The 24,028-nt window shown below is 57.4% G+C and carries 28 protein-coding genes and 1 tRNA gene; 2 read left to right on the forward strand and 27 right to left on the reverse strand.

The window, feature by feature from the left end; genetic code table 11:
* Genes BTE54_RS23810 through BTE54_RS23825 form a run of 4 tightly spaced genes read right to left on the reverse strand, consistent with a single transcriptional unit; the run spans position 1 to position 4,685 of the window.
* The gene (locus BTE54_RS23810; protein ID WP_078054167.1) at positions 1 to 2,880 is read right to left on the reverse strand and encodes a phage tail protein; all 2,880 of its coding nucleotides are present in this window, start codon (positions 2,878 to 2,880) and stop codon (positions 1 to 3) included.
* A gap of 58 nt (positions 2,881 to 2,938) precedes the next feature.
* Positions 2,939 to 3,367: a GNAT family N-acetyltransferase gene (locus BTE54_RS23815; protein ID WP_078054168.1), complete on the reverse strand. Its 429-nt coding sequence runs from the start codon at positions 3,365 to 3,367 to the stop codon at positions 2,939 to 2,941.
* Positions 3,367 to 4,032, reverse strand: a complete 666-nt coding sequence (locus tag BTE54_RS23820) for a hypothetical protein (RefSeq protein WP_078054169.1) — start codon at positions 4,030 to 4,032, stop codon at positions 3,367 to 3,369. Before BTE54_RS23820 ends, BTE54_RS23815 begins: the two co-directional genes overlap by 1 nt.
* Positions 4,033 to 4,040: 8 nt before the next feature.
* Positions 4,041 to 4,685, reverse strand: a complete 645-nt coding sequence (locus BTE54_RS23825) for a hypothetical protein (protein WP_078054170.1) — start codon at positions 4,683 to 4,685, stop codon at positions 4,041 to 4,043.
* Positions 4,686 to 4,772: 87 nt separating this feature from the next.
* Here BTE54_RS23825 and BTE54_RS23830 point away from each other — a divergent pair, with 87 nt between their 5' ends.
* A complete protein-coding gene (locus BTE54_RS23830; RefSeq protein WP_045533628.1) occupies positions 4,773 to 5,267 on the forward strand; it encodes a ferritin-like domain-containing protein in 495 nt (164 codons plus the stop codon).
* Between the two features lie 37 nt (positions 5,268 to 5,304).
* Here BTE54_RS23830 and BTE54_RS23835 read toward each other — a convergent pair whose 3' ends face one another.
* Entirely contained in the window at positions 5,305 to 7,665 is a 2,361-nt protein-coding gene (locus BTE54_RS23835; RefSeq protein WP_078054171.1) for a phage tail length tape measure family protein, read from the reverse strand.
* Between the two features lie 14 nt (positions 7,666 to 7,679).
* On the opposite strand from BTE54_RS23835, the gene BTE54_RS23840 reads away from it, so the two are divergent.
* Positions 7,680 to 8,165, forward strand: a complete 486-nt coding sequence (locus BTE54_RS23840; protein WP_245316694.1) for a heavy metal-binding domain-containing protein — start codon at positions 7,680 to 7,682, stop codon at positions 8,163 to 8,165.
* Here the strand turns inward: BTE54_RS23840 and BTE54_RS23845 are convergent.
* The 22 genes from BTE54_RS23845 to BTE54_RS23960 form a co-directional block, all read right to left on the reverse strand.
* Positions 8,162 to 8,365 (reverse strand): phage tail assembly chaperone, encoded by a 204-nt coding sequence (locus BTE54_RS23845; protein ID WP_078054173.1) that lies wholly within the window; start codon positions 8,363 to 8,365, stop codon positions 8,162 to 8,164. The two genes, BTE54_RS23840 and BTE54_RS23845, sit on opposite strands and share 4 nt — an antisense overlap.
* Positions 8,362 to 8,721, reverse strand: a complete 360-nt coding sequence (locus BTE54_RS23850; protein ID WP_022556411.1) for a hypothetical protein — start codon at positions 8,719 to 8,721, stop codon at positions 8,362 to 8,364. The genes BTE54_RS23845 and BTE54_RS23850 overlap by 4 nt, the downstream gene beginning before the upstream one ends.
* 1 nt (position 8,722) lies before the next feature.
* Positions 8,723 to 9,154, reverse strand: a complete 432-nt coding sequence (locus tag BTE54_RS23855) for a phage tail tube protein (protein ID WP_078054174.1) — start codon at positions 9,152 to 9,154, stop codon at positions 8,723 to 8,725.
* A gap of 34 nt (positions 9,155 to 9,188) precedes the next feature.
* Positions 9,189 to 9,599, reverse strand: a complete 411-nt coding sequence (locus BTE54_RS23860; RefSeq protein WP_078054175.1) for a DUF3168 domain-containing protein — start codon at positions 9,597 to 9,599, stop codon at positions 9,189 to 9,191.
* Complete coding sequence (locus tag BTE54_RS23865) at positions 9,599 to 10,093, reverse strand: HK97 gp10 family phage protein (RefSeq protein ID WP_078054176.1); 495 nt, start codon at positions 10,091 to 10,093, stop codon at positions 9,599 to 9,601. Before BTE54_RS23865 ends, BTE54_RS23860 begins: the two co-directional genes overlap by 1 nt.
* Entirely contained in the window at positions 10,090 to 10,446 is a 357-nt protein-coding gene (locus tag BTE54_RS23870) for a head-tail adaptor protein (RefSeq protein ID WP_078054177.1), read from the reverse strand. Before BTE54_RS23870 ends, BTE54_RS23865 begins: the two co-directional genes overlap by 4 nt.
* 125 nt (positions 10,447 to 10,571) lie before the next feature.
* Complete coding sequence (locus tag BTE54_RS23880; protein ID WP_078054179.1) at positions 10,572 to 10,919, reverse strand: head-tail connector protein; 348 nt, start codon at positions 10,917 to 10,919, stop codon at positions 10,572 to 10,574.
* 1 nt (position 10,920) lies between these two features.
* Complete coding sequence (locus BTE54_RS23885) at positions 10,921 to 11,262, reverse strand: hypothetical protein (protein ID WP_078054180.1); 342 nt, start codon at positions 11,260 to 11,262, stop codon at positions 10,921 to 10,923.
* On the reverse strand, positions 11,240 to 11,506 hold the full coding sequence (locus BTE54_RS23890) for a hypothetical protein (RefSeq protein WP_078054181.1): 267 nt from the start codon (positions 11,504 to 11,506) through the stop codon (positions 11,240 to 11,242). Before BTE54_RS23890 ends, BTE54_RS23885 begins: the two co-directional genes overlap by 23 nt.
* Before the next feature lie 34 nt (positions 11,507 to 11,540).
* Positions 11,541 to 11,837, reverse strand: a complete 297-nt coding sequence (locus BTE54_RS23895; protein WP_078054182.1) for a hypothetical protein — start codon at positions 11,835 to 11,837, stop codon at positions 11,541 to 11,543.
* Between the two features lie 516 nt (positions 11,838 to 12,353).
* On the reverse strand, positions 12,354 to 13,562 hold the full coding sequence (locus tag BTE54_RS23900; protein ID WP_078054183.1) for a phage major capsid protein: 1,209 nt from the start codon (positions 13,560 to 13,562) through the stop codon (positions 12,354 to 12,356).
* A 12-nt stretch (positions 13,563 to 13,574) separates the two neighbouring features.
* On the reverse strand, positions 13,575 to 14,693 hold the full coding sequence (locus BTE54_RS23905; protein WP_078054184.1) for a S49 family peptidase: 1,119 nt from the start codon (positions 14,691 to 14,693) through the stop codon (positions 13,575 to 13,577).
* Between the two features lie 9 nt (positions 14,694 to 14,702).
* A complete protein-coding gene (locus BTE54_RS23910) occupies positions 14,703 to 15,932 on the reverse strand; it encodes a phage portal protein (RefSeq protein WP_078054185.1) in 1,230 nt (409 codons plus the stop codon).
* 24 nt (positions 15,933 to 15,956) lie between these two features.
* The gene (locus BTE54_RS23915; protein WP_078054186.1) at positions 15,957 to 17,618 is read right to left on the reverse strand and encodes a terminase TerL endonuclease subunit; all 1,662 of its coding nucleotides are present in this window, start codon (positions 17,616 to 17,618) and stop codon (positions 15,957 to 15,959) included.
* Between the two features lie 14 nt (positions 17,619 to 17,632).
* On the reverse strand, positions 17,633 to 18,088 hold the full coding sequence (locus BTE54_RS23920; protein WP_078054187.1) for a terminase small subunit: 456 nt from the start codon (positions 18,086 to 18,088) through the stop codon (positions 17,633 to 17,635).
* A gap of 119 nt (positions 18,089 to 18,207) precedes the next feature.
* Positions 18,208 to 18,528 carry an HNH endonuclease signature motif containing protein gene (locus tag BTE54_RS23925; protein ID WP_078054188.1) on the reverse strand — a complete coding sequence of 107 codons (321 nt, stop codon included), beginning with the start codon at positions 18,526 to 18,528 and terminating at the stop codon, positions 18,208 to 18,210.
* Positions 18,529 to 19,007: 479 nt separating this feature from the next.
* Positions 19,008 to 19,084 (reverse strand) — tRNA-Met (locus BTE54_RS23930).
* Between the two features lie 225 nt (positions 19,085 to 19,309).
* A complete protein-coding gene (locus BTE54_RS23935) occupies positions 19,310 to 20,215 on the reverse strand; it encodes a hypothetical protein (protein ID WP_078054189.1) in 906 nt (301 codons plus the stop codon).
* 41 nt (positions 20,216 to 20,256) lie between these two features.
* The gene (locus BTE54_RS23940; RefSeq protein ID WP_245316696.1) at positions 20,257 to 20,721 is read right to left on the reverse strand and encodes a VRR-NUC domain-containing protein; all 465 of its coding nucleotides are present in this window, start codon (positions 20,719 to 20,721) and stop codon (positions 20,257 to 20,259) included.
* A gap of 336 nt (positions 20,722 to 21,057) precedes the next feature.
* Complete coding sequence (locus tag BTE54_RS23945; protein ID WP_078054191.1) at positions 21,058 to 21,468, reverse strand: HNH endonuclease; 411 nt, start codon at positions 21,466 to 21,468, stop codon at positions 21,058 to 21,060.
* Between the two features lie 208 nt (positions 21,469 to 21,676).
* Complete coding sequence (locus tag BTE54_RS23955) at positions 21,677 to 22,312, reverse strand: GIY-YIG nuclease family protein (RefSeq protein WP_078054193.1); 636 nt, start codon at positions 22,310 to 22,312, stop codon at positions 21,677 to 21,679.
* Between the two features lie 296 nt (positions 22,313 to 22,608).
* Positions 22,609 to 24,024, reverse strand: a complete 1,416-nt coding sequence (locus tag BTE54_RS23960) for an ATP-binding protein (protein ID WP_143240768.1) — start codon at positions 24,022 to 24,024, stop codon at positions 22,609 to 22,611.
* Positions 24,025 to 24,028: the final 4 nt, after the last annotated feature.

The following is a 24,028-nucleotide window of genomic DNA, read 5'->3' on the forward strand; positions in this document are numbered from 1 at the left end:
TTACCTCTTGAATGCTTGAGCAACGATTGTGGAATTGACAGGGGTTGCCCCCTGCGGCGTTGCGGTCAGCCTGAACGTGGTTTGAGTGCGGCCGCTTGGCGGGTTGAACAGGTACGTCGTAGAGCCAAGGAGGCGCGCTGCACCGGCTGGTGGCGTCGTTTTCGAGAACACCAGGAAGGTTTCAACATCGACGGCGTCAGTGACGTTTCGAAGCGTGAAGGTCACATAAGCACCATCGGTGGATGTGCCCGAATACACCTTCCCGACCACCTCCACCTGAACTCGGGGAGAACCTGCGCCGTGAGTGAGCGTAATATCGACAGACCCGTTTCCTGGAAGAACATCAGACGCAGCCGCGGTGATTGCTCCGGGATCGATATTCGACGTACCGACAGTTAGCGTGCCGATGTAAGCGCTCGAAATATCGACATTGCCAAGAACGGCCGAGAACGCAGAAAGGGTGTTAGCCCTGATGTCATTCGCGTAGAGGACGCCATCCTGCACCGTGAAGGGCCGCTTGATAGTTGCCCCATCGTCGCTCGCTACAACAAATTGGCCGGCCTGAACGATCACGCGCGTTGGCAGTGCGGGGTTAGCGGGAACATCCAACAGCAACGACGCGGCACGATATGCGCCGTCATTGGCAGCGGCCGTCACGCCATACCGCGCTGCGTATCCTGATGGAGCAGCGATGGCAGCCCATGCGACATTGACGAACGCCGAACTGCCGCCCAGTGCTGCCGTTAGCGTTTCGACCTTGCCCGCGACAGCCATGGTTTCATTCACGGCAAGCTGGATATCCTCACGATATTCAGCGCGGGCCGCGCCCAACTCGACAGACAGTTCTCTGGCAAGCTTCCGCGTGTCTTTGTACGCGACCGTTGCCAGCTCCATCTGGGCGGCGATGAGGCCGTCGATGGCATCCTGCGCTGTTCGCGTGCTATTTCGCAGCCAGCCGAGGGCCTCTTCAACGCCGGTAAGGTCGACATCAACGAACACATCCTTATCAGAAAGCAGGATATTCGGCGTGATGACGGGAATAAACCCGGACCACAACACCGGCCTGTCGCCGCCAGGAATGTATCGACCGCGGACAACGTAGCTTTCAGCCGGAAGGAGGCTTTGCGAGATGAGCATCGAGCCAACCTGCGGCTGGTCGGTTCGGCCTTCGGAGACCTTCTCCAGCGTCGCCTGTAGTCTCACCTCGTATTCGATGCCGATCACGTCATCGAGGCGCCCATCGCTGTTATCCCAGGTCAGCCGAATAGCCGGTCGCCGATCTTCACCGGAGCTATCCTTGACAGTGGCAGGTTCCGCAAACCAGTCGACAATAGGCTGTGGCGTTGGACGAATGACGCCAAGCTGGCCGTCAACCGGCGGCTTGAACTCGGTATCGCTGCTCCAGTCGTAATCGGCCGGATCCACCTCAGTGATGTCGATCATCACATCGAGGTTCGCACGATCAGCAACGCCGTCGATCCGCATCAGCTTGGCGATGTAGCCGTTGCGTTCTGACGTCCACGAGAACACCGTTCCCGGCGTGGCGTAGGCCCAGAACTTTGGCGGCAACACAATAGTATGCCTGCGAAAGCGCCGAGCCTCCTCAAGCGCCGATTTCATCAAGCGCTGAACCTGTTCCGGATAGGGAACGAAGTTCAGGTCGACGTCAGCCATCAGTCGGCGGTTGCCGTCGATCGCTTCAAGGTCAGTTCGATAGAGCGGCGGGGCTGTCTTGGCGACCCAGCCATCTGCCGGCGAGGGATAGTTTGCCGAAACCCCGTTGATGGTGTCAGCCAGTCCGAGGAACGGCGTGAACTCCTGCTCTTCCGTCGACAGGATATCGTCGTCCGTGAAGGCGATAACAGGAGCGTCAGGTGCACCGGAGTGGAGATAGTAGACGCCACCGACTTCCGAAATCCTGCCCTGGCAAGCCGTCAGCAACGCTTCGACGGCGGAGGTCAGAGGTGCGTCGACCTGTATTTCTCCGCCGCTGCGGTAGGTGTTCACCCAGCCGGTCGACTCCAATGTGCCGGCGCGATGCTTCTCGATCTGCGCAATCCATGCCGCGGCAGGCAGGCGTGAAGAGGAAAGGTTCTGGAGACCATAGAACCACTGGCCGTTATAGGTGATGCCGCGCAGCAGATTGTAGATCTGCACTGCAGGCAGGAAGTCACCGTCCCCGCCCCATGTCGCTGGATCTGCAAATCGCTGCGGACCGACACCGCCTTGAGTGCTGTCACGCGAGATATCGTAGAGGCGCAGCCCTTCGAGCACGAACTTGAAGGACGGCACGCCCGAAAACATGTTCTTCGAGACGCGAGCGGTGACGATGGCATAAGCAACGCCGCGCCCTATACGATCCGGGTTCCACCACCTGTTGCCGTTCGACACGGACGTGAACAGGAAGCTATCCGCCGTCGTCTGCGTGCCGTCGTAGAACTTGACCCAGAGACTGTCCGGATACTCGTTGACCGAATAGCCGCGATCAGTCAGGCCGCCGAGCGTCACCAGCTCGCCATTGACCCAGACTTCAGCAAGGCCACGCACCGGCAAGTCCGACAGCGCAATGACCTGCGTCAGATAGGCGTTCGGCGTGTCACCGTCCTGCCCCCAGGTGTTGACGAACACGAGAGAGCCAGCGGTAGCCGTGCGGCCCATTATGAATGAGCGAGGAACATCGCCGCCGCCTTGCAGTGTGCCGTTAATCGAGAACGTCGGGTCTTTCGGCTTGCCCGCAAGAGACTGGGCGAGAAGGCTAAGGCCAACGCCAACGGCGGTCTTCAGCAGGAACGCACCGACTGCGCCAAGGCCGCCAATAAATCCAGAGACAGCCGAAATCGCGCCGCCGATCGCAGCCGCGATGCCAGAAAAGATAGCCATCGATTTTCCTTGGGATGCGCGTTGCGCGCGGGGCGCGGATGGCGCCGAAGGAATGCCGCTAGAGCGGCTTCATGAAATGAGTTTCGACAGCGCTGTAGCCGCGCCGCTCGTAAAGGCTGGAGACGTCATTAGTTGCCAGCGAAGCCATTCCGGCCGAGACGCATCCGACCGACCGCGCCCACGTCTCATATGCGTCTAGCATCTGAATCGCGCCCCGACCGCGTGCCGCTGGCGTGACGTACCAGACCGTCTCCTTGGCAATTCGACCAGCGCCAAAGGGATGTTCAAAGGCACAGGCCATCAGGACGCCTTGTGCGGGCTTGCCTGCGACGAGAACGCAGGCCTTGTCCGACGCCAGATGCTGCTGAAACAGCCGATCGGCGTAGGCTGCCTGAAATGGGAACGTAAACCCGGCGGCTTCATGGCTCTCACGCAGGAGCGCCACAACGCGGTCGCGGTCCTCAGCGGTAGCGAAGCGGACGTCCATCAGAAGATTCCTAAAAACTTTTTCCGCTTCGGCTGCGTGGCGACCTTGCCCTTTTCCGAGCCCCAGAAGAATTCCCACTCCGAAGACGTGTCAGCATCGGTGTAGAATGCATCTCCGGCCTGTCGCAGTACCTGCATGGCATGACTGCGCGTCGACGGGTTGGATCGCGTCATTTCCTGCGTATGGCTCGCGCAAACCATCGTAACGCTACCCTCCTCATCCTCAGAAGGTGTGTTGATCGTGATGGTGTCGACAAACCCCACGAAGCGGCACTCCGCAGGCGCCACCATCTGGCGACTGTCCGGGTCGAAAAGTCCTCGGTAAATCTCGACGCGGGCCTGACGGCAATCGTATTGCCGCACCAGCGTCTGGACGTGTTCACTCACCTGCGACAGGCGGATACTGACGTTCTGCACCGAAAGGTTGGCGACGAGCGGAATGTCATCGATCTGCACCAGCGTGCCGGAGCCGTACCAATCACGGGTGACTGGCAAGCCTGTATCCGGATGGACGATGGTGGCCGACACGTTGCCTACATCCGACCACATGCCATCAGTGACAGGCGCACCGGTTGCCCGATCGCGCGCGACAAACCAGAGGAAGTCGCGCGCCACCAGTTGCCGCACCTCAAGCGCAGCAAGGTTTTCTGCTGATATGTTTCTCATGATACCCCTTAGCGGGCTTCAATCGCCTGAAACGTGACTGTGCCGCGACCCGTCGCCGTGTCAGCAGTCGTCGAGATCGAGCCTGGCACGATCGCCATGATGCAGGACGGCTTGACCAGCGTAGCGGCGACAGGGGCCACCACACCCGGCCACAGATGCGGGCGGACCTCAAACTGCGTTGTCACGCCGCCTGCGCCGGCCGTCACAGGCTCCATCACCATATGCAGGTCTTTGTCGCCGATCTGGATGTAATCGCCGACCGTGACCTTGTAGCCAGCAGGCAAGCCCGAGAGCGAAACTGCCTTGCGATTGGCGGCGATAGTTGCCACCTGCCCCACCCCGGCGAATGCGCCGCCGGTTGGCCAACTGCCGTTCGGATACGCCACCGGGAAACAGCGAGATTTCGGAAAGGCGCGGAACGTCTTGAGCCCGTTTTCCAAGCTCGTGAGCCGCGCGCGCCAGTAATCCAGTTCGTTCGGCTTCATCGAGCGCGATTGCGCTGTCATCTGCCAGAGTGGCGAACCCATATCCTTGACGACCGTTTGGCCGCCGACAGTGCGCGACTGTTCTTGCCGCCAGAGCAGGCTGAACTCGGTCGACCAGCCTGGGAACTCGTCGAAAAACGAAGTTGGGAGCGGGTATGAAATTGTCATTGTGTCTCCGCCGTTGGGTGGCCGCAAAGGAACAAAGCTCGCAACCGCGCATTTCCCCCGGCGCAATCAACAACCGGAGGAAATCCCATGAAATCGCTTGCAGACATTTTCGAGCACACGCTGCAGGACGTCTACTACGCAGAGAACGCCATTACGAAGGCGCTGCCGAAGGTAGCGAAGGCCGCCCAAAGCGCCGAATTGAAGAAGGCCGCCGAGGATCATCTCGCGGAGACAAAGGACCAGATCAAAAAACTCGATCAGGTCTTTAAATCCATTGGCAAGAAAGCCTCCGGTGAAAAGTGCGACGCGATTGAAGGCTTGATCAAGGAAGCCGACAGTCTCATGAAAGAGGCAGAAGGTACCGCGCTAGACGCCGGCCTTCTTGCTGCGTGCCAGGCAGTAGAGCACTACGAGATCGCCCGCTACGGTTCGCTGCGCGAATGGGCCAAGGATCTCGGCCACGACGAAGCGCACAAGATACTGAGCGAAATCCTCGACCAGGAAAAGGCTACGAACAACAAGCTGACTAACCTCGCCGTCACGTCAATCAATAAGACGTCGGCTGCAAAGAAAGCTGCCTAAAGCAGGTTGCCAAGGCCTCCCCAATCGGGAGGCCTTTCTACCCCAACTTCACGTTTCGCTTCTGAGCCGACCGAACTGCCGCTTCAACACGGCTCTGCAGTTCGCCTTGCATTTTGGCCAACGCCTTTTCCTGTCTTGCGACGGCTTCAACAGATGCGCCGCGATTGTCTACGACAGGATTGAAGTTGACGACGACACCCGCCGACTGCGCGGACATGGATCGCAAACTCGGCACACTCGGGACCGAAATCCCGACCGGGCCGCCGTTGGCGTAGCCTTTGCGGAGCGCTTCAACTGCCCCTACTCCACCGGCCCGCGCCACGTCAGCTTGCGACCACACGACTTCGCCTTTGTGAACGATGCCGGCAGGCTGATATTTGCCGCCCGGACCAGTAAAGCCGCCCTCGGAGAATAGGCCTCCCGAGATCGCCCCTGATTGAATGCCAGCCCACTGTGAGCCACCGCCGAACAAGCTCAGCAGTCCGCCCAGAAGCCCGCCACCGCCGCCACCAGCAGCGTTGTTGACCTTGAAGATGCTATTGAGCACATCGTCCAGAAGCGCATCTGCAATGCGGCTGAGCGCGCCAGCAAATGCATCCGCGGCACTCTCGCCATGGATTAAATCATCGATAAAGCCGCGCGTTGCGTCTCTCGCAACGTTGTTCCACTCATTCAGCTTCTGCTGTTCCTCTTGCGCTTTCCTAAGCGCCTCAGATTGCCGAGCATATGCAGCAGACTCCTGCTCGATTGCGGCAATCTTGTCGGGCGAAAGCGTGATGCTCTCGAGGTCTTTTTCGCCCTTCTTGCGCGCCTCTTCGCGAAGGTCTGCCAGCGCCTTTTGCTCCAGGTCTAGCGCTGTACGGCGCTTAACTTGAGCCTCGTTGGACAAGCCAATAAGGTTCATTTCCTGGCGCAACGCCTCAGTCCTATCTCGGACAGCCTGAAGGTCTTCCGCGAAGCGGTCAGATGCCGTCTTCTTTGGAGCCCTTGCTCGCTTCGGCGCACCGAAACCTCTGTTTTTGTCAGTGTCCAGATCTGACGGTCGGCGTTCTGGTGTGGGGCCGTTGTCCGGTAGGGGAAACTGCGTTCCTTGGATTGTGGCGTCAGCGCCAAATTGGGAATCCTGCTGGCCTGCTCCGCGCCACGTCCTCGGATCATTGATCTTGGAGGTCGCAACAGAGGTGACCTCATTGACCTTTTGGACGCTATCCGCTGCAGTCAGCGCTGCCGCCGACAGTGTGGAGAAGTATTTGGCGAACTCAGCGAGTGCAGGAATACCAGTGCTGTTGATCGCCGCGCTTAGAGCGGCCTGCACTCGGTCGACATCTTCAGTCTGTGCCTTGCCTTCTTCGGCAGCCTTCGCGAAGTCATTGAATGCTGACTGGAGGTTCTTGATAACGTCAGCTTCTTCACCTGCAGACTGAAGTTGCGAAACCAGATCGGCAATGGTGGCGCGCGTACTTTCGACCTCTTGGCGGACGTCAGCGAGCGTATTGGTATTTACAATGTCGGCGCCCTTGGTGAGATCGGCATTGTCCTGCGCTCGTTTCAGTTGGTCGGCGTAGTCGCGCAAAGCGGGAACGGCATCGCCCCAGCGTTCGGCGACCGCAGCAATCAGCGCAGCCTGCTGTTTGAGCACTTCGGCGGACTTATCGCCTTCGCTCATAATCGTCGAAAAGTACTGAAATGCCGCCGTGCCTGCGGCGATGACGCCAATCGTTACCAGCGACAACGGAGAGATCACCGACGCGAAAGCAGCCGCAAGACCTTGGCCGACACCCTGCCCGCTATCTTTTATCTGCTGCAGGACGGCCGAAAGCTGGGTGCCCTGCTGCAGGGCGATCTGGATGGGAGACATCCCCATCGCTGCGGTAACGCCGATGTCCTGGAACTGGGCGGCAATGTTTGCGGTATTGAAGCTGTTGCCGCTACTTGTAGTGACCGTAGCCTTTAGTGCGGCGTTGCGACCCTTAATGGCCGCGGTCGACGCAAGTGCCGCCTGTCGCTCTCTCTGAATCGCAGACGCCATCTCGTTGGCAGAAATTGCGCCGGCGGCATGGGCCTGCCGAATTTCGGCGACCACGTTCTTATAATTCGAAATTGTTGCGAACAACGGGCTGTATTTGGCGCGGAGGCGATCAAGCTCTTTCTGCTGATCAGCGAGAACCCCGTTCCATTCTTTTGCTGCCGTCGTACCGATGCCGACCATGCTGTTGATGCGATCCTGCATCGAGGTGGTGAGCGAGTTGTTGATCGACTTGCCGGTAGCGGCAAAACGTTTCTCAATGCCGTTGGATGCCGCGCCTACGTCCGATACCAGCCGATTTAGCGCACGCTTTACGGTTGCAAGATCGGTGCTGATTGAGATAATCAGATCATCACTGTTGTTGCCGGCCAAGTCGGTGTCCTAACGTGAAAAAGCCCGCCAATGGCGAGCCGAGAAGGATGGATATGCCCAAGTGCAAACGATGCGGGACAGACTATTATCTGGGCGGGAAGGACGGCCACTGCGTTGACTGTGAAGAAGCGGTCGCGAAAATCGACGGAGACGCCAAAAAGGAGTCGATCATCATGACGACTTCGATTGACGTGCCCAACCGTGAAGTAGATAGCGTCATATCGATCGTCGCGTCCGAAGCTGCTCTCGGCATGAACATTTTCAAAGACGTGGCCAACAATTGGCGCGATTTCGTTGGTGGTCGGGCAAATTCATCTCAAGCCTCGCTCAAGGAGGCACGTCTCGCGTGTTTGGATGGCCTCAGGTCAGAGGCCTACGCGGTAGGAGCTGACGCCGTGATATCCGTCGACCTAGATTACAACCAACTTGCTACGGGCGGCACCGGTGGCATCCTTTTCGTCGCCGCCACGGGTACAGCGGTCAAGCTGAAGCCAGCCTAACCACCGTACTTCTTGATCAATTCGTCCATCTCTTCGTCAGACGGCGGCGCCACGGACTTTTTGGCTCCGTTCGCTTCGGCCTTGCCCTTCACCGCAAGGGTGAACTCGGTCAAGCTTGACGACCAGAATATTACTGGGGTCCAGCCGAGGCCGCCGAATGCGATCTTTTGCCAATCGCGCCAAGGGAAGGGTTCTTCTATGCCGCCTTTAGAGCGGCTTCCCCGTTTCCCTCGTCGTCCTCATCAAAATGATGAGACAGCGCCTCGGAAATCGCCTTGGCAACGGCGCCGAAGTGCTTCAGCTTCAGCGCACCAATTGCCGCGACTTTGTCGCCGCGGACGGTAAGCAGGTCGAGTGCGGCCACAGTAGCGGCCGGCTCGACGCCTGAAAGGCGAAGAAACAGATCAGACATGCTCTTGCAGGAAAGGCGCGAAGACACAGCCGCAAGACCGCCCATCTCGGCAACGATAACCAGCGGCACCTTGCCCACGAACAGGCCGACTTCGCCCCGCGCGCCATTCACTTCAAGCGGGAACGGCTTTTCAGCATCAGCCAAATTACACCTCCGCAACGAACGTCAGAACGCCGGCAGCAACGAACGTGGCCGTGAATTCCATGTTGCCCTCCATCTCGCCGCTGAACTCGAATTCAGAAACGAACCAAGGGCCGGTGTAAGTACCCAGGCCAGGAACGATCACCTTGGCATTGAATTTGGTCGCGTCGTTGACGTGCGTCATGAACGCGGTGTTCGAAGCGCTCTTAATGAACTTGCCGGAACCAGAGAACGTGCGATTCTTGATGCCCGGCTCTGCTGTTTTCTGCGGCGTATTCTCTGGATTAACGCAGTCCGTGATGGTCGTGTCGACCTCATTGGCGGACATATTGAAACTGCGGGTCGTGAGACCGCACAGGTTCGAAAAGACTTCAGGAGTTTCGCCGTCACCGATCTGGATGAGCAGCGTACGACCAATCTGTTGACCGTCGGCCATTTGTAAACCTCAAAAAGTAGGAGTTGATGGCCAATCAGGCCGGTGTCTCGACACGCGCGACAAACTCGGCGACACCGTGGGTCGTGACTTCGTCCGGGTCTTTGAAATGACGGGTGTCTTGCCGCGTGATCGATATCAATCGATGTGAGGGCAGCACTAATGGCGCTTCATCAAGAGCCTCGACGACCTCGTGAATGATTTCCTTTAGCTCCTTGAAGCCTCCGGAGTATTGCGACCAAACGTGGATCGTCACGTAGATGAGGTTCGACTTTAAACAGTCGACGTCATCCCTGATGACTTGGCTTTCGCCGTATTCGACGTATGGGAACGGTGCGTTGGTCGGCGGTCTATCATAAATTCTTTGCGCCACCTTCGCCGTCAGACCTGCTCGCGCCTTTAGCCTCGCAACGATGGCACCTTGGAGTTCTAGATCTAGGTTAGCCATTACTTTTTCATGGCCTCCCTTACGCCACGCCAGACGGCGTCGTTGATGCGCTTCTTCGCTTTTGCCCTAAATGCTCGCCACGTCGGGAAAATATGCGGTTGCGCCCGCGTGCCAGGGTGCATCTTTGCGCCGGCCGCCTGCTTCTTGCCTGCAACCGTACCGCCACCCTTCGCAACGTTATGCGGCCGTGTGCCGAACTCCAAAAAATGCCAAATCCACGCAGCGAAAACGCCAGTCGCATCCGGATCCTTGCTGGTCGATGCACCGACAAGCGCTTTCGCAGTCGGTCTGTCAGAAATCTTGCCGCCCTGTATCGAGGCGGCGTAATCACCAGCCGTTGCGCTGTTACTTATCGGCGCCCGGTCGGAGATTTTATCGGCGGCCTCGGTAGCGATCTGTAGCTTCGCTTCTGCGGCGTATTTGTTGGCGAGCGGAGCGACCTGATTGAGCTTTTTCGTTAGCGCCTCGCGGCCCAGAACCTTTGCTTTAATCACGAAGCCTCCCCCTGCACCACAAGCAGCTCGATCCACTGGTTGCGCTCGTCGATGTTGACCGCAGCCTTGATCGCGTAAACCACGCCAGATCGCTTATTCCGCGCCCGCCATGCTGGCGTGATTGTGCGCGTGCGTTCGTTGCTGCGTACAGTCATGGTGAAGGGCTGCAAGCCTTGCAGGCGGTTGGCTATGACCGTTTCAGATCCTGCGCGCGGTTCAAGGCGGGCTGGCTCCACGAATTGCTCAGCGAAGCCGACCACCACACCGCCATACCCATCGTCACCCTCGACCTCGGCCTCAAAGGCGATGCGCTCACTCAGCGAGCCTGCGCCCACCCTCTTGCGTTTTGGCATTCGGTCGATCCTTGGTGGGTTCAGCAGCCTTAGCCGCTATTGCAGCCGCAGCGCACTTGCGCGTGACGTTGTAGAGGCCGACCGGATACGCGACGGTGAAGCCTGGCTGACGCCAATCGAACGGTTCATGGAAGCGGAGCCACATAGTCGTCCGCCACTGTTCGCCAGACACGCCACGGTGCCAGAAGCATCCGCACTGCGCGCGGAAGGACCGCGTCGCCAGTTGCCTTCGGGTCGGGCTCGCGCACCTCGTAAAGATCGCCGGTCACAAGAAGTATCGCCGACACGATCGCGGGCGTTGCTGCAATGCCGTCGACAGCAGAAGGCGTTTCACCGACGGCTACAACTTCGCGATCTAGATGCTGCGTAACGATGCTTTCTGCAGCATCACGGTAAAGGCCGATCTCCACATCTTCATCTTCATGAAAGACACGGAGATGCTTTTTGACGGTTTCGAGATCGACGATTGCCATATCAAGCCGCCACTACTGCGGACGTCGGCGCGCTTGTGACGGGCACACTGCCCTTGTCATTCGCGGCCGTGACGCGGACCGTGATGGCCTTTCCAACGTCGCCGGTGGCCGGCACATAGGTAGCCGCAGTGGCGCCAGAAATCGCGACGCCAGCAGCGAACCACTGCCGCGCGTAAGTCGGCGAGCCGGACCATGTGCCGGTTGTCGACGTCAGCGTCTGGCCAACCTGCGCAGTGCCCGTGATGGCAGGTGCAACAGAATTCACCGGGGAGCCGATACCGTTGACGATACCGGCGCCGATATAGGACGCGACCCTGCGCTTACGAACCTTCGTTGACAGCATCGGGTTTGTCCTTCTTCTTCGTCGAGCGAGCAGAGGAGATCACCGGCTTGTCACCGGCTTCATCCGCGTCGTCGTATTCAGCAGAGGTTTCAGCCTTTGCCTCGCCGATGATGTCGACCAGACCCTGCGCCTCAAGCTGCTTCGCCTCGCCTGCCTCGACTTTGAACGGATCGCTCTTTTTGGTCTTCAGGTCTTTGCCGACGGCGAACGTGCGCTTCGCCTTTACTTCCAGAAAATCGGTCATGTTCACTCCCTAAGAAAAAGGCCCCTTAAGGGGCCTAGATCAGGTAAATTTGTTTCGCTTGCTTTCGGACATTGTCTGACGCCCAAAGTGGCCGCAGATTGGTCAGCGCCCAAGCCGCCTTAAAGCCTTTGCAATCGGCTGTACTGAATTCGAAACTCGACTTAGGCACGATATGATCGATGTGCCACTCACTGCGATTTTCCCAAGACATGCCGGGGAGAAACTGCCGCTCAAGATGCCGTACAAGATCCTCGAGCGAGTAGTCGACAAGGTCACGCCAGCTTTTGCCAGACTTTCCTGCTGCCAAACCTCGCGAAATCATCGTGCTCATATGCCGAGATACAGCGATTTCTGGTCGCCTACGTTGGTCTCTGTACCAAGCGTTGAACTTTTCCTTGCGGTGCGGATCGCCGCTTCGGGATTTCGATCTTTCCCGAGCCCTGGCTCTGTCTGCATCTGGCCTGCATGGCTCGCAATAAAGCGCTCGGCTTTTCGATGTAGCTACGAAATACGAGCCGCAAAGCTGGCAACAAAAGGTCTCCCCTTTTACCTTGGGGACGCCATTTTTGCGCCGTCTGCGTTCCGATGCCTCTACATCTTTTGCACGCTTTCGAGAGGCTTTGCAGGCCTCGCAGTATTGTGCGTGCAGCGTTTTACCAAAAACAGCAGAACTGCAACCTGGGCATGACTTAGTGCGCAAACTTTGAGCGGTGCCATTACCGGAGGTACCGTTAGGCACAAGCATCTTTGAACCCTTACGTTCTCAGGTGTTTGCGTAACGGTGAGACTGCAATCCCGCCGTTACGCTCCTCTAAGGAGATAAGAGTTTCAGCTGTTTTTATCCAGCTTACGCGCCTTCAACATCGCCAGTAACAAACGCCTCAGGACGATAGACGGCGAACGCCAATCGTTCTTCAGCGCGGATCGACACGAGGTTGTTCTCGAAGTCTTTGTCGTTCTCGGTCGACAGCAGAACCTCGATATCCATGCGGTCGAAGATCTGAGCCGCGAAGCTGAACGCGCCGGTAAGGAATTCACCTGCGGCCATGGCCTGCGTCGAAACGACCGGCAGGTTCCAGAGCGTCGGAGTAAGCGAGCCCTGCGGATTGCCGATGATGTAGTTGCCGCCGGCATCCTTGGTCAGCTCGATCTTCGCCCAGTCGATCGGGTTCAGGACGAACGCGGTTGCCGGATACTCGGCGAGAACGACCTGCAGAACAGCCAGACGGAGACGGTCGATGCCCGTTTCGTCAGCGGCAGCAAACGCCGGATTGAATGCAGTCGCCTGCGGGACGAGACCGTGAATGTTCTGGCCGGTGCCAGAGCCGTTCAGCAGCTGGTTTTCCTCGACAAAACGGAGACCGTAGCGCGCACGACCGTCGATCATCGAGCGAAGACCGGGTGCGTCGTCCATGATCTGGCGAGAAGCCTTGAAGAGGTGAGCGATCGTGCGGACAGGTGCCGACGCGAGATCGTAAGTCAGATCAGAATAAGGCTTCGCGGCACCTTCTGCGACAGGCGCTGCGTTATTGGTGAAGCCGGTTTCCTTGACATACTCCACGTTGCCGGAAGAGGTCTGACCAGGAAGCACGAGATCACGGATCGTCAGCTGACGATCGGGAAGCGCAATGATGCCAGGCCTGCGGTCACCTGGGACAAGCGAAGTGCCAGGGGAGCGGCCTGCGCCGACGGTCGTATTTGCCGTGGTGATCGCGGCTCGATCGGCCTTCACACGGATAGAACCGCGGGCGCCGCCCTGCAGGTCACCATTGGTAAATCCGACCGATTCAACGACCAGCTCACCGAGCGACTTATGCTCATTTTCGCCGCTTTCGGTTTCTCGAGCGGCACGCTTTTCAAGGTCGCCAAGGCGGGTCGTAACGTCGCCTAGCTCAGACAGCGCCTTGTCGGTCTTTTCCTTCAGCTCCGCCGAAACTTCGCCGTTGGCGGCAAGCTTCGTGGTAAAGTCGGTTGCGAGATTGCCCACCTGCTCCTTGATGGACGCAAGCGAAGTACCGAGCTCGCCGATCTTATCGGCAAGTTGATTATCAGCCATGAGTGGCTCCTTTTATCGAATGAGTGGTGATTTTGCTTCGGCGATAAGCCGTTCAATGGCTGCCAAAGCAGCAGCATCCGCATCGATGTCAGGAGCCCCCTGACCATCCTTGAGGTAGAGCCGAGCGGCCCGCTCTGCCTCAGAGCCCGACAACCCCATCAGTCCCCTGATGCCGTTTTCAAACTCGCGTTTTGTGATTTGCTCGCCAGCCGTCATCTTCGCGACCAGCGTTTGTGCGGCTTCAGCCTTTGCGGCGTTCGCAGCCTTGATACGCCTCACCGGAGCAGGCTCGACGTCGGCGCCGTAGCGGGCCAAAGTCTCGTCAAGCGTCGCAATCCGGTCGACCATGCCGCGGTCCATTAGCGCTTCTGCGTAGAAAACGCGCCCCTGACCATAGCCATCCTCAACCTTGCTGACAGTCACGCCGCGCCCTTCAGCGACGGCTGCGACAAAGCGATTGTACGAGCGGTTCACGCCGTCCTGCACATGTGCGAGGGCATCCTTGCCAAGCGGCTCGGTTTCGTTACCTTCGACCTTGTGCTTACCAGCAGAGATGTAGGTGCGCTTGATGCCGCGCTGCTCAAGAGCTGCGGATAGGTCATCGTGTGCAGTGTAGACGCCTATCGAACCAGCGCGGCCGGAAGGCGTGACGACGATTTCGTCCGTCGACGCCGCGATCCAGTAAGCCGCACTTGCAGCCAGGCTGTTGACCTGAGCAATGATCGGCTTCTCGCCGCCACGTAGCTTGCGGATCTCGGTGGCTAGTTCGTCGGTGCCTGGAACCGTGCCGCCAGGGCTGTCGATGTCGAGCACGACAGCCTTGATGTCGGCGTTAGATAGCGCCTTGTGCAGCGCTTTCTTGATGCCGGCATAGGAAGTGCCGCCGCTCATCGCGGAAAACAGGTCCATCTTGTCAGCCAAGACCCCGTAAACCGGGATAATGGCCACGCTGCCGGTCGATTCCGCGATTTCCTTCGCTCGGGCCTCGTCGATTGAGGCGGCGAACTCGGACGAAAACAGCTTCTCACCTTCGGCCCGCGCCACCAAAACATCAGCCAAAACGCCCAGTTTTTCGCGCTGAATAGCCCAAGGCTCGGCCAAAAAGACCGAAATCAGGTGTTCAAACTTCATGATTTTCCCTTATGCAGCGCGCGCTGCTGGCGTTGGCGCCGGAGTTTCGGTCTTCCCGAGCGTATCGAGGCGCGTCATCGTGCCGTTCACGATGGCCTTGTTGCCGCCGTCCACTGGCGCCTTGTCTTCGTAAGAGCGAGCCTCATCGACGAGGTAGATGCCGTTCGTGACCATCTTCGACAGGAATTCTGCTCGCGCCGTGCTGTCGCCGCGCAAGAGTTCTTCCATGTTGAACTTCACCTTCGTGGTCTTCCTCGTCTTTGCGTCCAGCAAGTCACGATAAATTGCCGCTTCGATGCGCTTGAGCATCGGCCGCATGCAGGTTTTGGTGAATTGGAGGATCAGCTGCTCGATGCCGCTGCCCCAAGTCGTAGTGCCGTTTGCTGCGTGCCCGATCATAACGGGCGGCACACCGAAGATGCGGCAAATTTGCTCTACACTGTACTGCCTCGCCTCAAGGAACTGTGCGTCCTTGGGGTTGATCGACATTGGATACGGCTTGAAACCGGCCTCCAATACCGTCACCCCGCCAGCCTTCTCGGCGCCGGCGAACTGCGTCAGCGTGTCGGATATCTGCTTTCGCTGCTCAGGCTTCAGGATTTGATCCGAGCTGACAATGAGCGACGAAAGCAGGCCGTTCTTGAACATCCGGCCGGCGACTTTCTCGCCCGCCAATGCGCTCCCGACTGTATTGCGCACAACGGCAATCGGCGACATGCCGCGATCACAGCCAGGCAGCCGCACGCCGCGGACGTGAAACATCTTACCTTCGGGCACTCGACGCTTTTTGCCGTCTTCCGTCACCTCGTAGTATCGCGTGTTCCTGCCGTCTTTCGACCGGCACACATCGACGCTCAAGGGGTGAAGCGGGTTAAGCGCCACCAGGCGCTCGCCGTTCATCTTCTTTTCGGCGAAAAAGTTGCCGTCCAACAGCAAGCACATCGCCGCCATCGACCAGAACTCTGGCGCCGTGTCGTCCATGTTCGGCATGTCGTGCAGAAGCTCGTAAAGCGGAGCGTTCTTATCGACCGTCACGCCGTCCTTGCCGTAAACGATGCAAGGAAGGGTGCCGGCCGCGTTCTGCACGAGGTTGACGCATGCCCAGACCGCATCAAGCGAAAGGGCGCTCTCAATCGTGACTGTCTCCCCGGACGTGGTGCCAAGGCCAAAGAAGCCTCGCCAGAACTCGCCGTCGGTGAGCTTGATAGGCCTTCCGACCCATCTCTCAAAAAAGCCCATCAGGCCTCACCACTAGGTTGCCCGTCACCAGGTGACAGAGATGATATTGTTGACGAAGTCGTCCAGGTTGCCGCTATCGCCGCCCTCGTAGGTTCCGGCCATCGCCGTTGCCATTGCCAAGGCGACTGCGCCGTCGATGCGGCGTTCGCGATTGTGTTTGACGAGCTTTCGATTGCCGGCAGGATCCGCTTTGACGGTGGCGTTCATCATGCACATCGTCAGAACCGGGTGGTCGCCGTGGGCCAGATTGCCGTTCAGGATGATGCTCTCAAGCTCGCGAAGTGCCGGAGACATCGACTGGAAGCCCTGCCCGAAAGGCTGGAAAACAGCATCATCGCCCTCAAGCTGATCGTCCGTGAAGCCGGCCTTCTGCAGCCATGGCTTCAGATGCCTGAAATTCCAGCGGTCAAACGCGATCTTGCGGATATCCATCTCTTCGAAACGGTCGCGCAGATAATGCGCAACGAACTCGTAGTCGACGGTTCTGCCTGGGGCGGCCTCGAGATGCCCATCCTTGTGCCACACATCGTACGGCACACGGTCGGCCTTAGCTTTCGCGCGTATGCCGTCGCCGGGCAGCCAGAACGTCGGCTTCACGTGCCAGATGGTTTTGCCTTCCTGCTCCTTCGGCGCCATGAGCATCAGAGCAGTCAGGTCGCTCACCTCAGAAAGGTCGAGCCCACCAAATACAGGGAGACCATCAAAGTCCACAACTCGAGCGTTGCACGCTCGCCAAATAGCCGGCGACACAAACGGAGCATTGGCATCGATCCTTTGATTGAGATGGAGCCAGCGAAAGCTGGCCTCCTCGGTCGGCATTCGTGCCGCGCGCTCCGCGTCGTCGCGAACCGATGAAACGGACTTGAACTTACCAAGCGCAGGGTTCGCGGCCTTCCACGCTTCCTCGTCGAGGACGTCGCAATCAGCAGGAGCCGTGTAGAGGTGCGAAACCGTTCGTGGTGCTTGTGACGTCTCGGCATCGTCCAGCCACCGCGAGAACAAGTCGCCGTCAGTTGCCGCTTGCGTCGAGATGGCGAAGATCATTGCCTTGTCGCCGTAAGCGCCTTGCGACGTCACGATCGCTTCGACGAAGTCGTCGTGCGGGCCTTTGATCTGGCCGACCTCATCGAGGATAGCGACCAGTGGCGAACCGCCGTGCGCGCTCTTGGCTTCTGCAGAGCTGGCCTGGTATTCTACTGCTTTACTCAGGCCAACAATTGTTTTGCTGGAGGGCACAAGTCTGTATTTTTTGTTGAGCTCAGGAGACAGCAGAAGCATCTTGCTGGCGTAATTGTAGACCTCTGCCGCTTGTTTGCGCGACCGAGCGCCCGACATCATACGGCTGTTTGGAAACGCCTCAGGCCCCACGATATGAGCCAACAGAAGACATGCTATTGTTGCCGTCTTCGAATTCTTGCGTGCAATCGACAGGTACGCCCTGCCCGTTCCATGAGGGTTGTCGTAAACCGCCAGGATAAAGCACTCTTGGAAGTCAAGAAGTCTGATAGGTTGGCCGACAAGATCCCCCTCCGGGACAACCAAAAAACCCTCGATAAATCGGCATACCTTCTCACCTCGCGTAAGCTCGCCGACCGGAAGTCTGCGCCAGTCCCGCCTTACGGGGATGGGACCGCTCTTAATCGCCTCCAAAACACTTGGCGGCCAACTCAGATTTTGGCCGGTCATGCATTAGGCTCCAATCACGCAAGCAAATCGCTGTCTGATCTAACTCCCGCCTCAATCTCCTTGGCCTGGTCTCGACGCTTGGCAGCGTCCCTCGCCTCGCCCTGTACGGCTCGCGCATGCAGCGCCAGCGATCGGCGGAACGAAAGAATGGAAGAAGCGTGCATCTGGACCACGGACTTGCGCGGATTGGCCACGGGCGTGCCTTTCTCGGTGACTGCGACCGAACCTTCGGTGCGGAGCATGTCCTGCTCCCTCACAAGGTCGGCCATTGTGCGAGCAAGCATCGCGGCAATCTCAAGCTGGTGCGCCGACCAATCGGCGCGGGCGTATTCTGCGATGACGTTCTTGAAAAACGGGACGTCACAGTCGTCGAGCGGCACGTTTTCGGGAAACTGGATATCCTCAGATGCCGCCGAAGCAATCCTTATGGCCTCATCAACGCTGTCGACGCGGCTTTTCTTCTCAGACATGCGGAATCCCCTCGCGCACGCGCGCTTGCGCACGCGCTAGGCAAAAATCTGTGTTTGCATTTGAATTGCGTTACCCCGCCGGTCCTGCGGTGGGCGGTCGGCCACTTTCGAGGCACCCCCTAGCCACCGACATCGACAGGATATCCATCGACACCAATGACCACGGCCTGCTGGCCTCGCTCGATGCGAGCCTTCAGCTTGTCGTGGCATGGAGCGCAAAGTGATTGGAGGTTCGATGGGTCGTAAAACAAAGCCTCGTCGCCCTTGTGCGGCTCGATATGGTCACACACCGTAGCTTCAGTGACATCCTCAATGGCCAGGCAGAACCGACACAAGGGCTCGGCAGCAAGCTGAGCCTCGCGCAGTCGCGCCCATCGTGCCGTCTTGTAGAGGCGACGGTAAAGTGCAGCTTCTGCTGAGCGCCCGTAGGGTTTGAACATTGCACTACACCCTTATGACGTGCAATGTTCAATGCTGGGTAGACATTGAGCTGGGGCAAGCAAGATGGGTGTCTTTACAGAAGAAGAGATTGCAGCAGAACTTAGTCGGCGCAGTAACGAAACGGCCAAGATCGAAGCGGACCGAGCCGAAAAGGCGCGCCAGGATGAATTAAGCCGATGCGACACCGTATGCTTGATGTGCTGCACGCCGGTTGTCTCGTACCTGACGACCGACCCAGAGAACCCTCTGTGCGACGTCTGCCTTGGTGACTAGCTGAACCAAGCAGAAAGCAAAAGCGGCCCGCTCAACCAGCAAAGGGAACGGGCCGCACGATCACCATGCAAGCGGAGGAGAACGCGCATGGGATTGGGAAGGAACGTGCACCCGCAGATGCACGCGTTGCGCCAAGGACGCGAAGCAAGGAACGACCGGAAAGCCCCAATCTTCTCAGGAGTTACAATTTCCTGCCTTGCTGAGTTGGTTGCGGAGGTGAGATTTGAACTCACGGCCTTCAGGTTATGAGCCTGACGAGCTACCATACTGCTCTACTCCACGTGATAGTTACCCGCCCACCACTGCGCGTCCACAGCGGATGCCTGTCAATTCAGGGCCAAGCTTGCAAGCAGAGGGTTGGGGCGTGATAGTTACCCAAAGCTCAGAGGCTGCAGCGAATGCAGCATGGCGATGGGTCCGACGCATAGCGCTCGGAATGTTGTGGGGTTCGCAACTACGTTGCGCCACCCCTTCACATTACTCTCTCCGAGATCGCGGAAAGGGACGTTACGAAGCCGCCTTTCGCAGTGCTGCCATCAGATTATCGTTTGCGGCCATCAGTCGGCGCTTCCCTTGCCGTTCCGCTTGTTTGCCTTGGTGGCCAGCCTTCAAGCCGATATCAGCCATGTTTCTCGCAGTCCTTGCCGCTTCCAGGGTCGCCCTGTCTTCGTCCTTCAGCTCGTCAACCGCATCGAACCACTCCTTGCGATCAGCCATCGCAGTGACGATGTCCTGCCACATCATTGAGCCGCCGCCAGCGCATGTGGTCTTTTGCATTCCCAGAAAGCTATCTGAGATCCTGGCTGAGCCACACGGAAGACCATCGGGGCATCGGGTGAACGTAACCTTGCTCATGTCGGTGTTGGCGTAAGCCTTGGCTAGCTCCGCTCGCGCCTCGTCCGCCGTCATCCTCACACGCGGACCTTTGTGCTTTTTTCCGGTAAGGTATCTGGCCTTCTTCGTGTCGAGCATGTCGGCGAAGTATTGGTTGCTGTCGGTGACCTCTTGCGGATTGTCGTCTCCGCCTAACGCAACATCCACCTTGTCGCGAGATCCAAGCATGGCACCGGCCGGCATCCTTGCCGCGTACTCCTCAACGCCACCGTCGATGGTGAGACGGTACGCTTTCTCCGTCTGAGTGCCATCGCTAAACCGCAGCCGTCCGATACGTACCACCTGCCCCGCTTCGTTGCGCTCAACCTCGCCTGTTGCCACGTTCTTCATGATCTCGGCGACCGATGGGGTAACCAGCCTTTTGCGATCGTGCTTCAGGTCTTCGATTTCATCCGGGTTGTTGTCATTCGCTGGAACGACAGACCAATTGGTCTGTAGCGGCTCGGGCTGATGATCTGGTTCGGTGGCGAAGCGTCGCACCGCCGCGAGCTGCTCTGCAAGTGATCCGTGTCTGGTCATATCGTCTCCCCTTCTGTGGTGATGGCGCTTGGTAGGCGCCATTACTGCTGCTTGGTGTTGTCGTTATCGGCCAGCCATCCTTTGACGAGCGTCACCGCTTTGCTGGCCGCTTCTGTCGTGGATGTGAACCGCACCACCTCCACTGGGTGCCCGAGCCGCGCCAGCGACGTATGCCGCTCAACCTGAGCCGGCGACAGCCTGCCTTTGCCGACCTTGTTTTCGATCATCCGCAGCGCGCCGCCATTGAGGTAAATCCGCAGGTCAGCTTCGCCCGGCGTCATGCCGGTTGCGATCGCGTCGGCCTGAGCACGTGGGCCGCGCTTCGCGCTGTTCATGTCGCCAGCAAGCAGGAACTGGCGGCCGTACTCCGGCAGCGACCGCAGGGCGCGAACCTGGGCCGCCTGCCCCTCGCTTTCCTTGATGGGTGCGTCTGCGACGGTGACTTTGCCTGTCGCGGTCGTACGGATGACGACGCGCTTGCCGTTGATGCGGGTGGTTTGCTGCATACTGGCCTCCTGGTGGTGCGGTGTCGTGGTGGCGACACACATACTTTCCGAGAGAGGAGCGAAAACGGGTAGTGGATTTTGAGAAATATTTTTGGGTGAGCATCAGGTTGCACTCGGACCGCCCTTCTGCCCGGTGCACGTTGCCCGAATAAATCATCTTGAGAACCGTGCGCGCGGCACACCGCCCTGCACGGTTGCACGTGTAGGGGTATATATAAATATATACCCTACTAAACGTGCACTAACCGGGCAGCGCTGTGCGGGTGTCTCCGCCCGGATGTGCACAGTTACTGCACGGATAGAATTTTGGTATCCGTGCAAACTTTAACGCGAATTTTATGATGCGTCTTGGTTGTATTGCTGATTGTCGTTTGCGGCCTCGGTCTCGTACCAAAACTCGTGTAGATCGACGCCATCGAAGATGTTGAAGTTGTGATGGATGAGCCAAGAAATTTGCTTAACGGTGAAATGCGGCGCAGCGCCCTGCGCCGTCAGGCGCGTTATAGTTTTTTGATATCGCCACTCGTCGATAGTCTTATCGCTCTTTTCAGAATTGCATTGTGCGCACGAGGGTACGAGGTTTTCCAGCCTGTTCGAGCCGCCGCGTGACGAAGGAATCGCATGGTCAATGTGATACTTCTCGCCGAAATTCACCCCGCAATAATAGCAAAAACCACCCGTTTTTCTAAGCACCGCCTCCTGTACCAGAGGTCTAACGGCGTGCCACGGCATAGTTGCGTAAGTCATTAAGCCTCCTTCGGCCAATCTTTCGGCCTATATCCTTCATCGTAAGCCATCATCAGCAGAGCGACGTGCGTTGGTATTTGGCGTGGGTTCTTTTCGCGCTCATAAGTGCTGACTGTGAGCGCTGTGGCGTACTGTAGAACACGCGAAAGCTGGGCCTGCGTGAGGCCCAGTCTCTGTCGGATTGCGCGGAATTCGGTGTTGGTCATTGTCATGAAGGTACAGCGTTCGCAAAGTCATATACTGCGGTTCGCCTGCTTCTTTCCATCCATACGTCGAGATCAGCGACCATGTATCGTACGTTTCCGCCTATCTTGTGGTAAACTGGGCCGCTGCCATTAAGGCGAGTTTTGTCAAGCCAAGATTTTGATTTACCTAGATATTTTGCCGCATCGGAAGTGGTCATTGTTGACGACTTATCTTGTTTTAGTCGAACCATTCCTGTGATGCTTGATTGATCTGCAGGTTCGGCAAATGCACTTTCTTCGACAAGCCTTCTTCGCTTCATGGCCACGACCAAAGCGTCAACCTCTTTGGCAAAATCACCCCGAGTGAAGAAAGCCTCGTAGAGTTCATCTATCATTTCTACAGTAACGGAGAACCACTCAAGCATCACATTTTCAGATCTGAACTCCTGATGGCAAGCTCTCTCGAAATCTCTCGCGTCATCTTCTGATAAGAACTTCCATTTCTTTTTTATATGCAAGCGATACGGGTTGCCGGTCTGTAGACCATTAAGGCGCGACTCCGCGTTTCTCGCTATGCCGATCTTGATTATTTTCTCGAACCCAGGGTGGCTGGCGTGCATACCAATGGCGTAAACATAACACGTTTGACCAATTGTCATTCAAGTCTCCTCTTGTGGCGTGGTGTTGGTAAATACACATATAGGCTTATACGCCTAGTAAGTCAATACGCCTACAAAAGAAAAAGAGACAGAAGCCCCGCTTATTCACCTGGATGTTTGCACGTCATGATGTTTTCTCTCTATTGAAAAATTCCATAACCGCCGGGCGACCGAACCCAACAAAAAAAGGCCGGTGCATCGCTGCCCCAGCCTTCCTGTAGCTATCGCCCCTGCCAGTACATCCGTGGTCGACGATAAAGCCGACGCGCTCAACGCGCTGCCATGGAAGTCCTAACTCAGATGGTGGCGTCTGGTTCCTTATCATCGCTGGTCGCGGGCTTCCGCCAAGACGGCTTCTTGCCCTTTTCCTTCGGGGTCTGCTCGAGTTGACCCCGCTCTCTCAGTCTATAAAACACAGACTTCATTGAGTTTTCTGACTTGATGCCGGTTAGTTCGCGCGCGATCAGGTTCGTGATCTCAGGTTCATCTTTTAGGTAGTCCATTACCATTTGCTCTGGCGACGCCAGGCTCTCATGCCGCAAAACAACCAACACAGACTGATCAGTCTCGCTGATTTGAGGCGGTTTGAGCCTTAGTTTTCCCATAGCTTCAAAGGCGGTTTTTACTCCCTCACCGACATCTTTGTTGGGCGGGTTTTTGAACTTGTTTATAAGGCGAACAAGCTTTGCGTTTCGCGCGAACTGCGTTTTTGTAATGTTCGCGGGAGTGACGTGTCCAGGAAGTCGCCCGGGGCTCTCGATTTCGACCCGATTGTCGAAGATTCGGATCTGCACGTCGGATGCGACGCTGTAGTCCCTGTGAAGTACGGCGTTGGTAACTATTTCATGGAGAGCTTCTTCCGGATAGGAGACTTTTTCCATCTTCTCCTCTCCAAGCTTCTCCATGCCTTCAACGATCTGCTTAACCTGATCAACAGCATCATATATTAAGCTGTATATCGGCCCCTCGATCGTTACAGGATCAAAGGCTAAGAAGTCCCTCTCCGCTTCTTTTTTTGTTTGGTACCTCAGTATTTTTATCGCAGATCTTTTTGGCAGTATCGACTGTGGGTTATCCGAGAACAGAAGTATACCAGCCACGGTGGGTCGATCACCGGTGATAACTCTCTGCTTTGTCAACCACTCAAGTGGCTCACCGGTGGGGATTGCGTCCAACAGGAACTCAAGGATTGCAACCGAATTGGTTATCTCTTCAACTTCAATATTTACGGGCTCATCCTCGAAAGACCTAACGCCCTTGTCATACTTTAGGCGATCAACGGCCTCTGCCCCAGAAAGAGGGAGACTCTGGGCGTTTCGTCTAACGTAAATTTTGCCATCCGTAGCTGAGATGATTTCTTGTGACTTGAAAATGTTTATGTGAAGCACAAGGCCCGAGTGATCTTTCGCTCGAAAGAATTCCGCTGTGTAATTGTTGGCAAGCGGCCCTAAAGACTCCATTACCTGAAAGATCGGGTTACAGGCCTCCTGATCGGCAAACCCCTTCCACAAGCGCTCTTTGCCGTCGGCGCTGATTACTTCCTCAATCCCGATATACACGTCTCCTCCACCGGTGTTGGCGAATGCAGAAAAGGTTTTTGTTAATTTAGAGGGTAAAATTTCTGCACTTTTAAGATCGGCGAAATGGCCCTCACTCATTTGTAAAAGGTCGGACACCCTGTCCGGATCAATATCAACAATTTCGAATGTCATTCCC

This window comes from Agrobacterium sp. YIC 4121, assembly GCF_002008205.1.
In the GTDB taxonomy this organism is placed as follows: Bacteria; Pseudomonadota; Alphaproteobacteria; order Rhizobiales; family Rhizobiaceae; genus Agrobacterium; species Agrobacterium leguminum.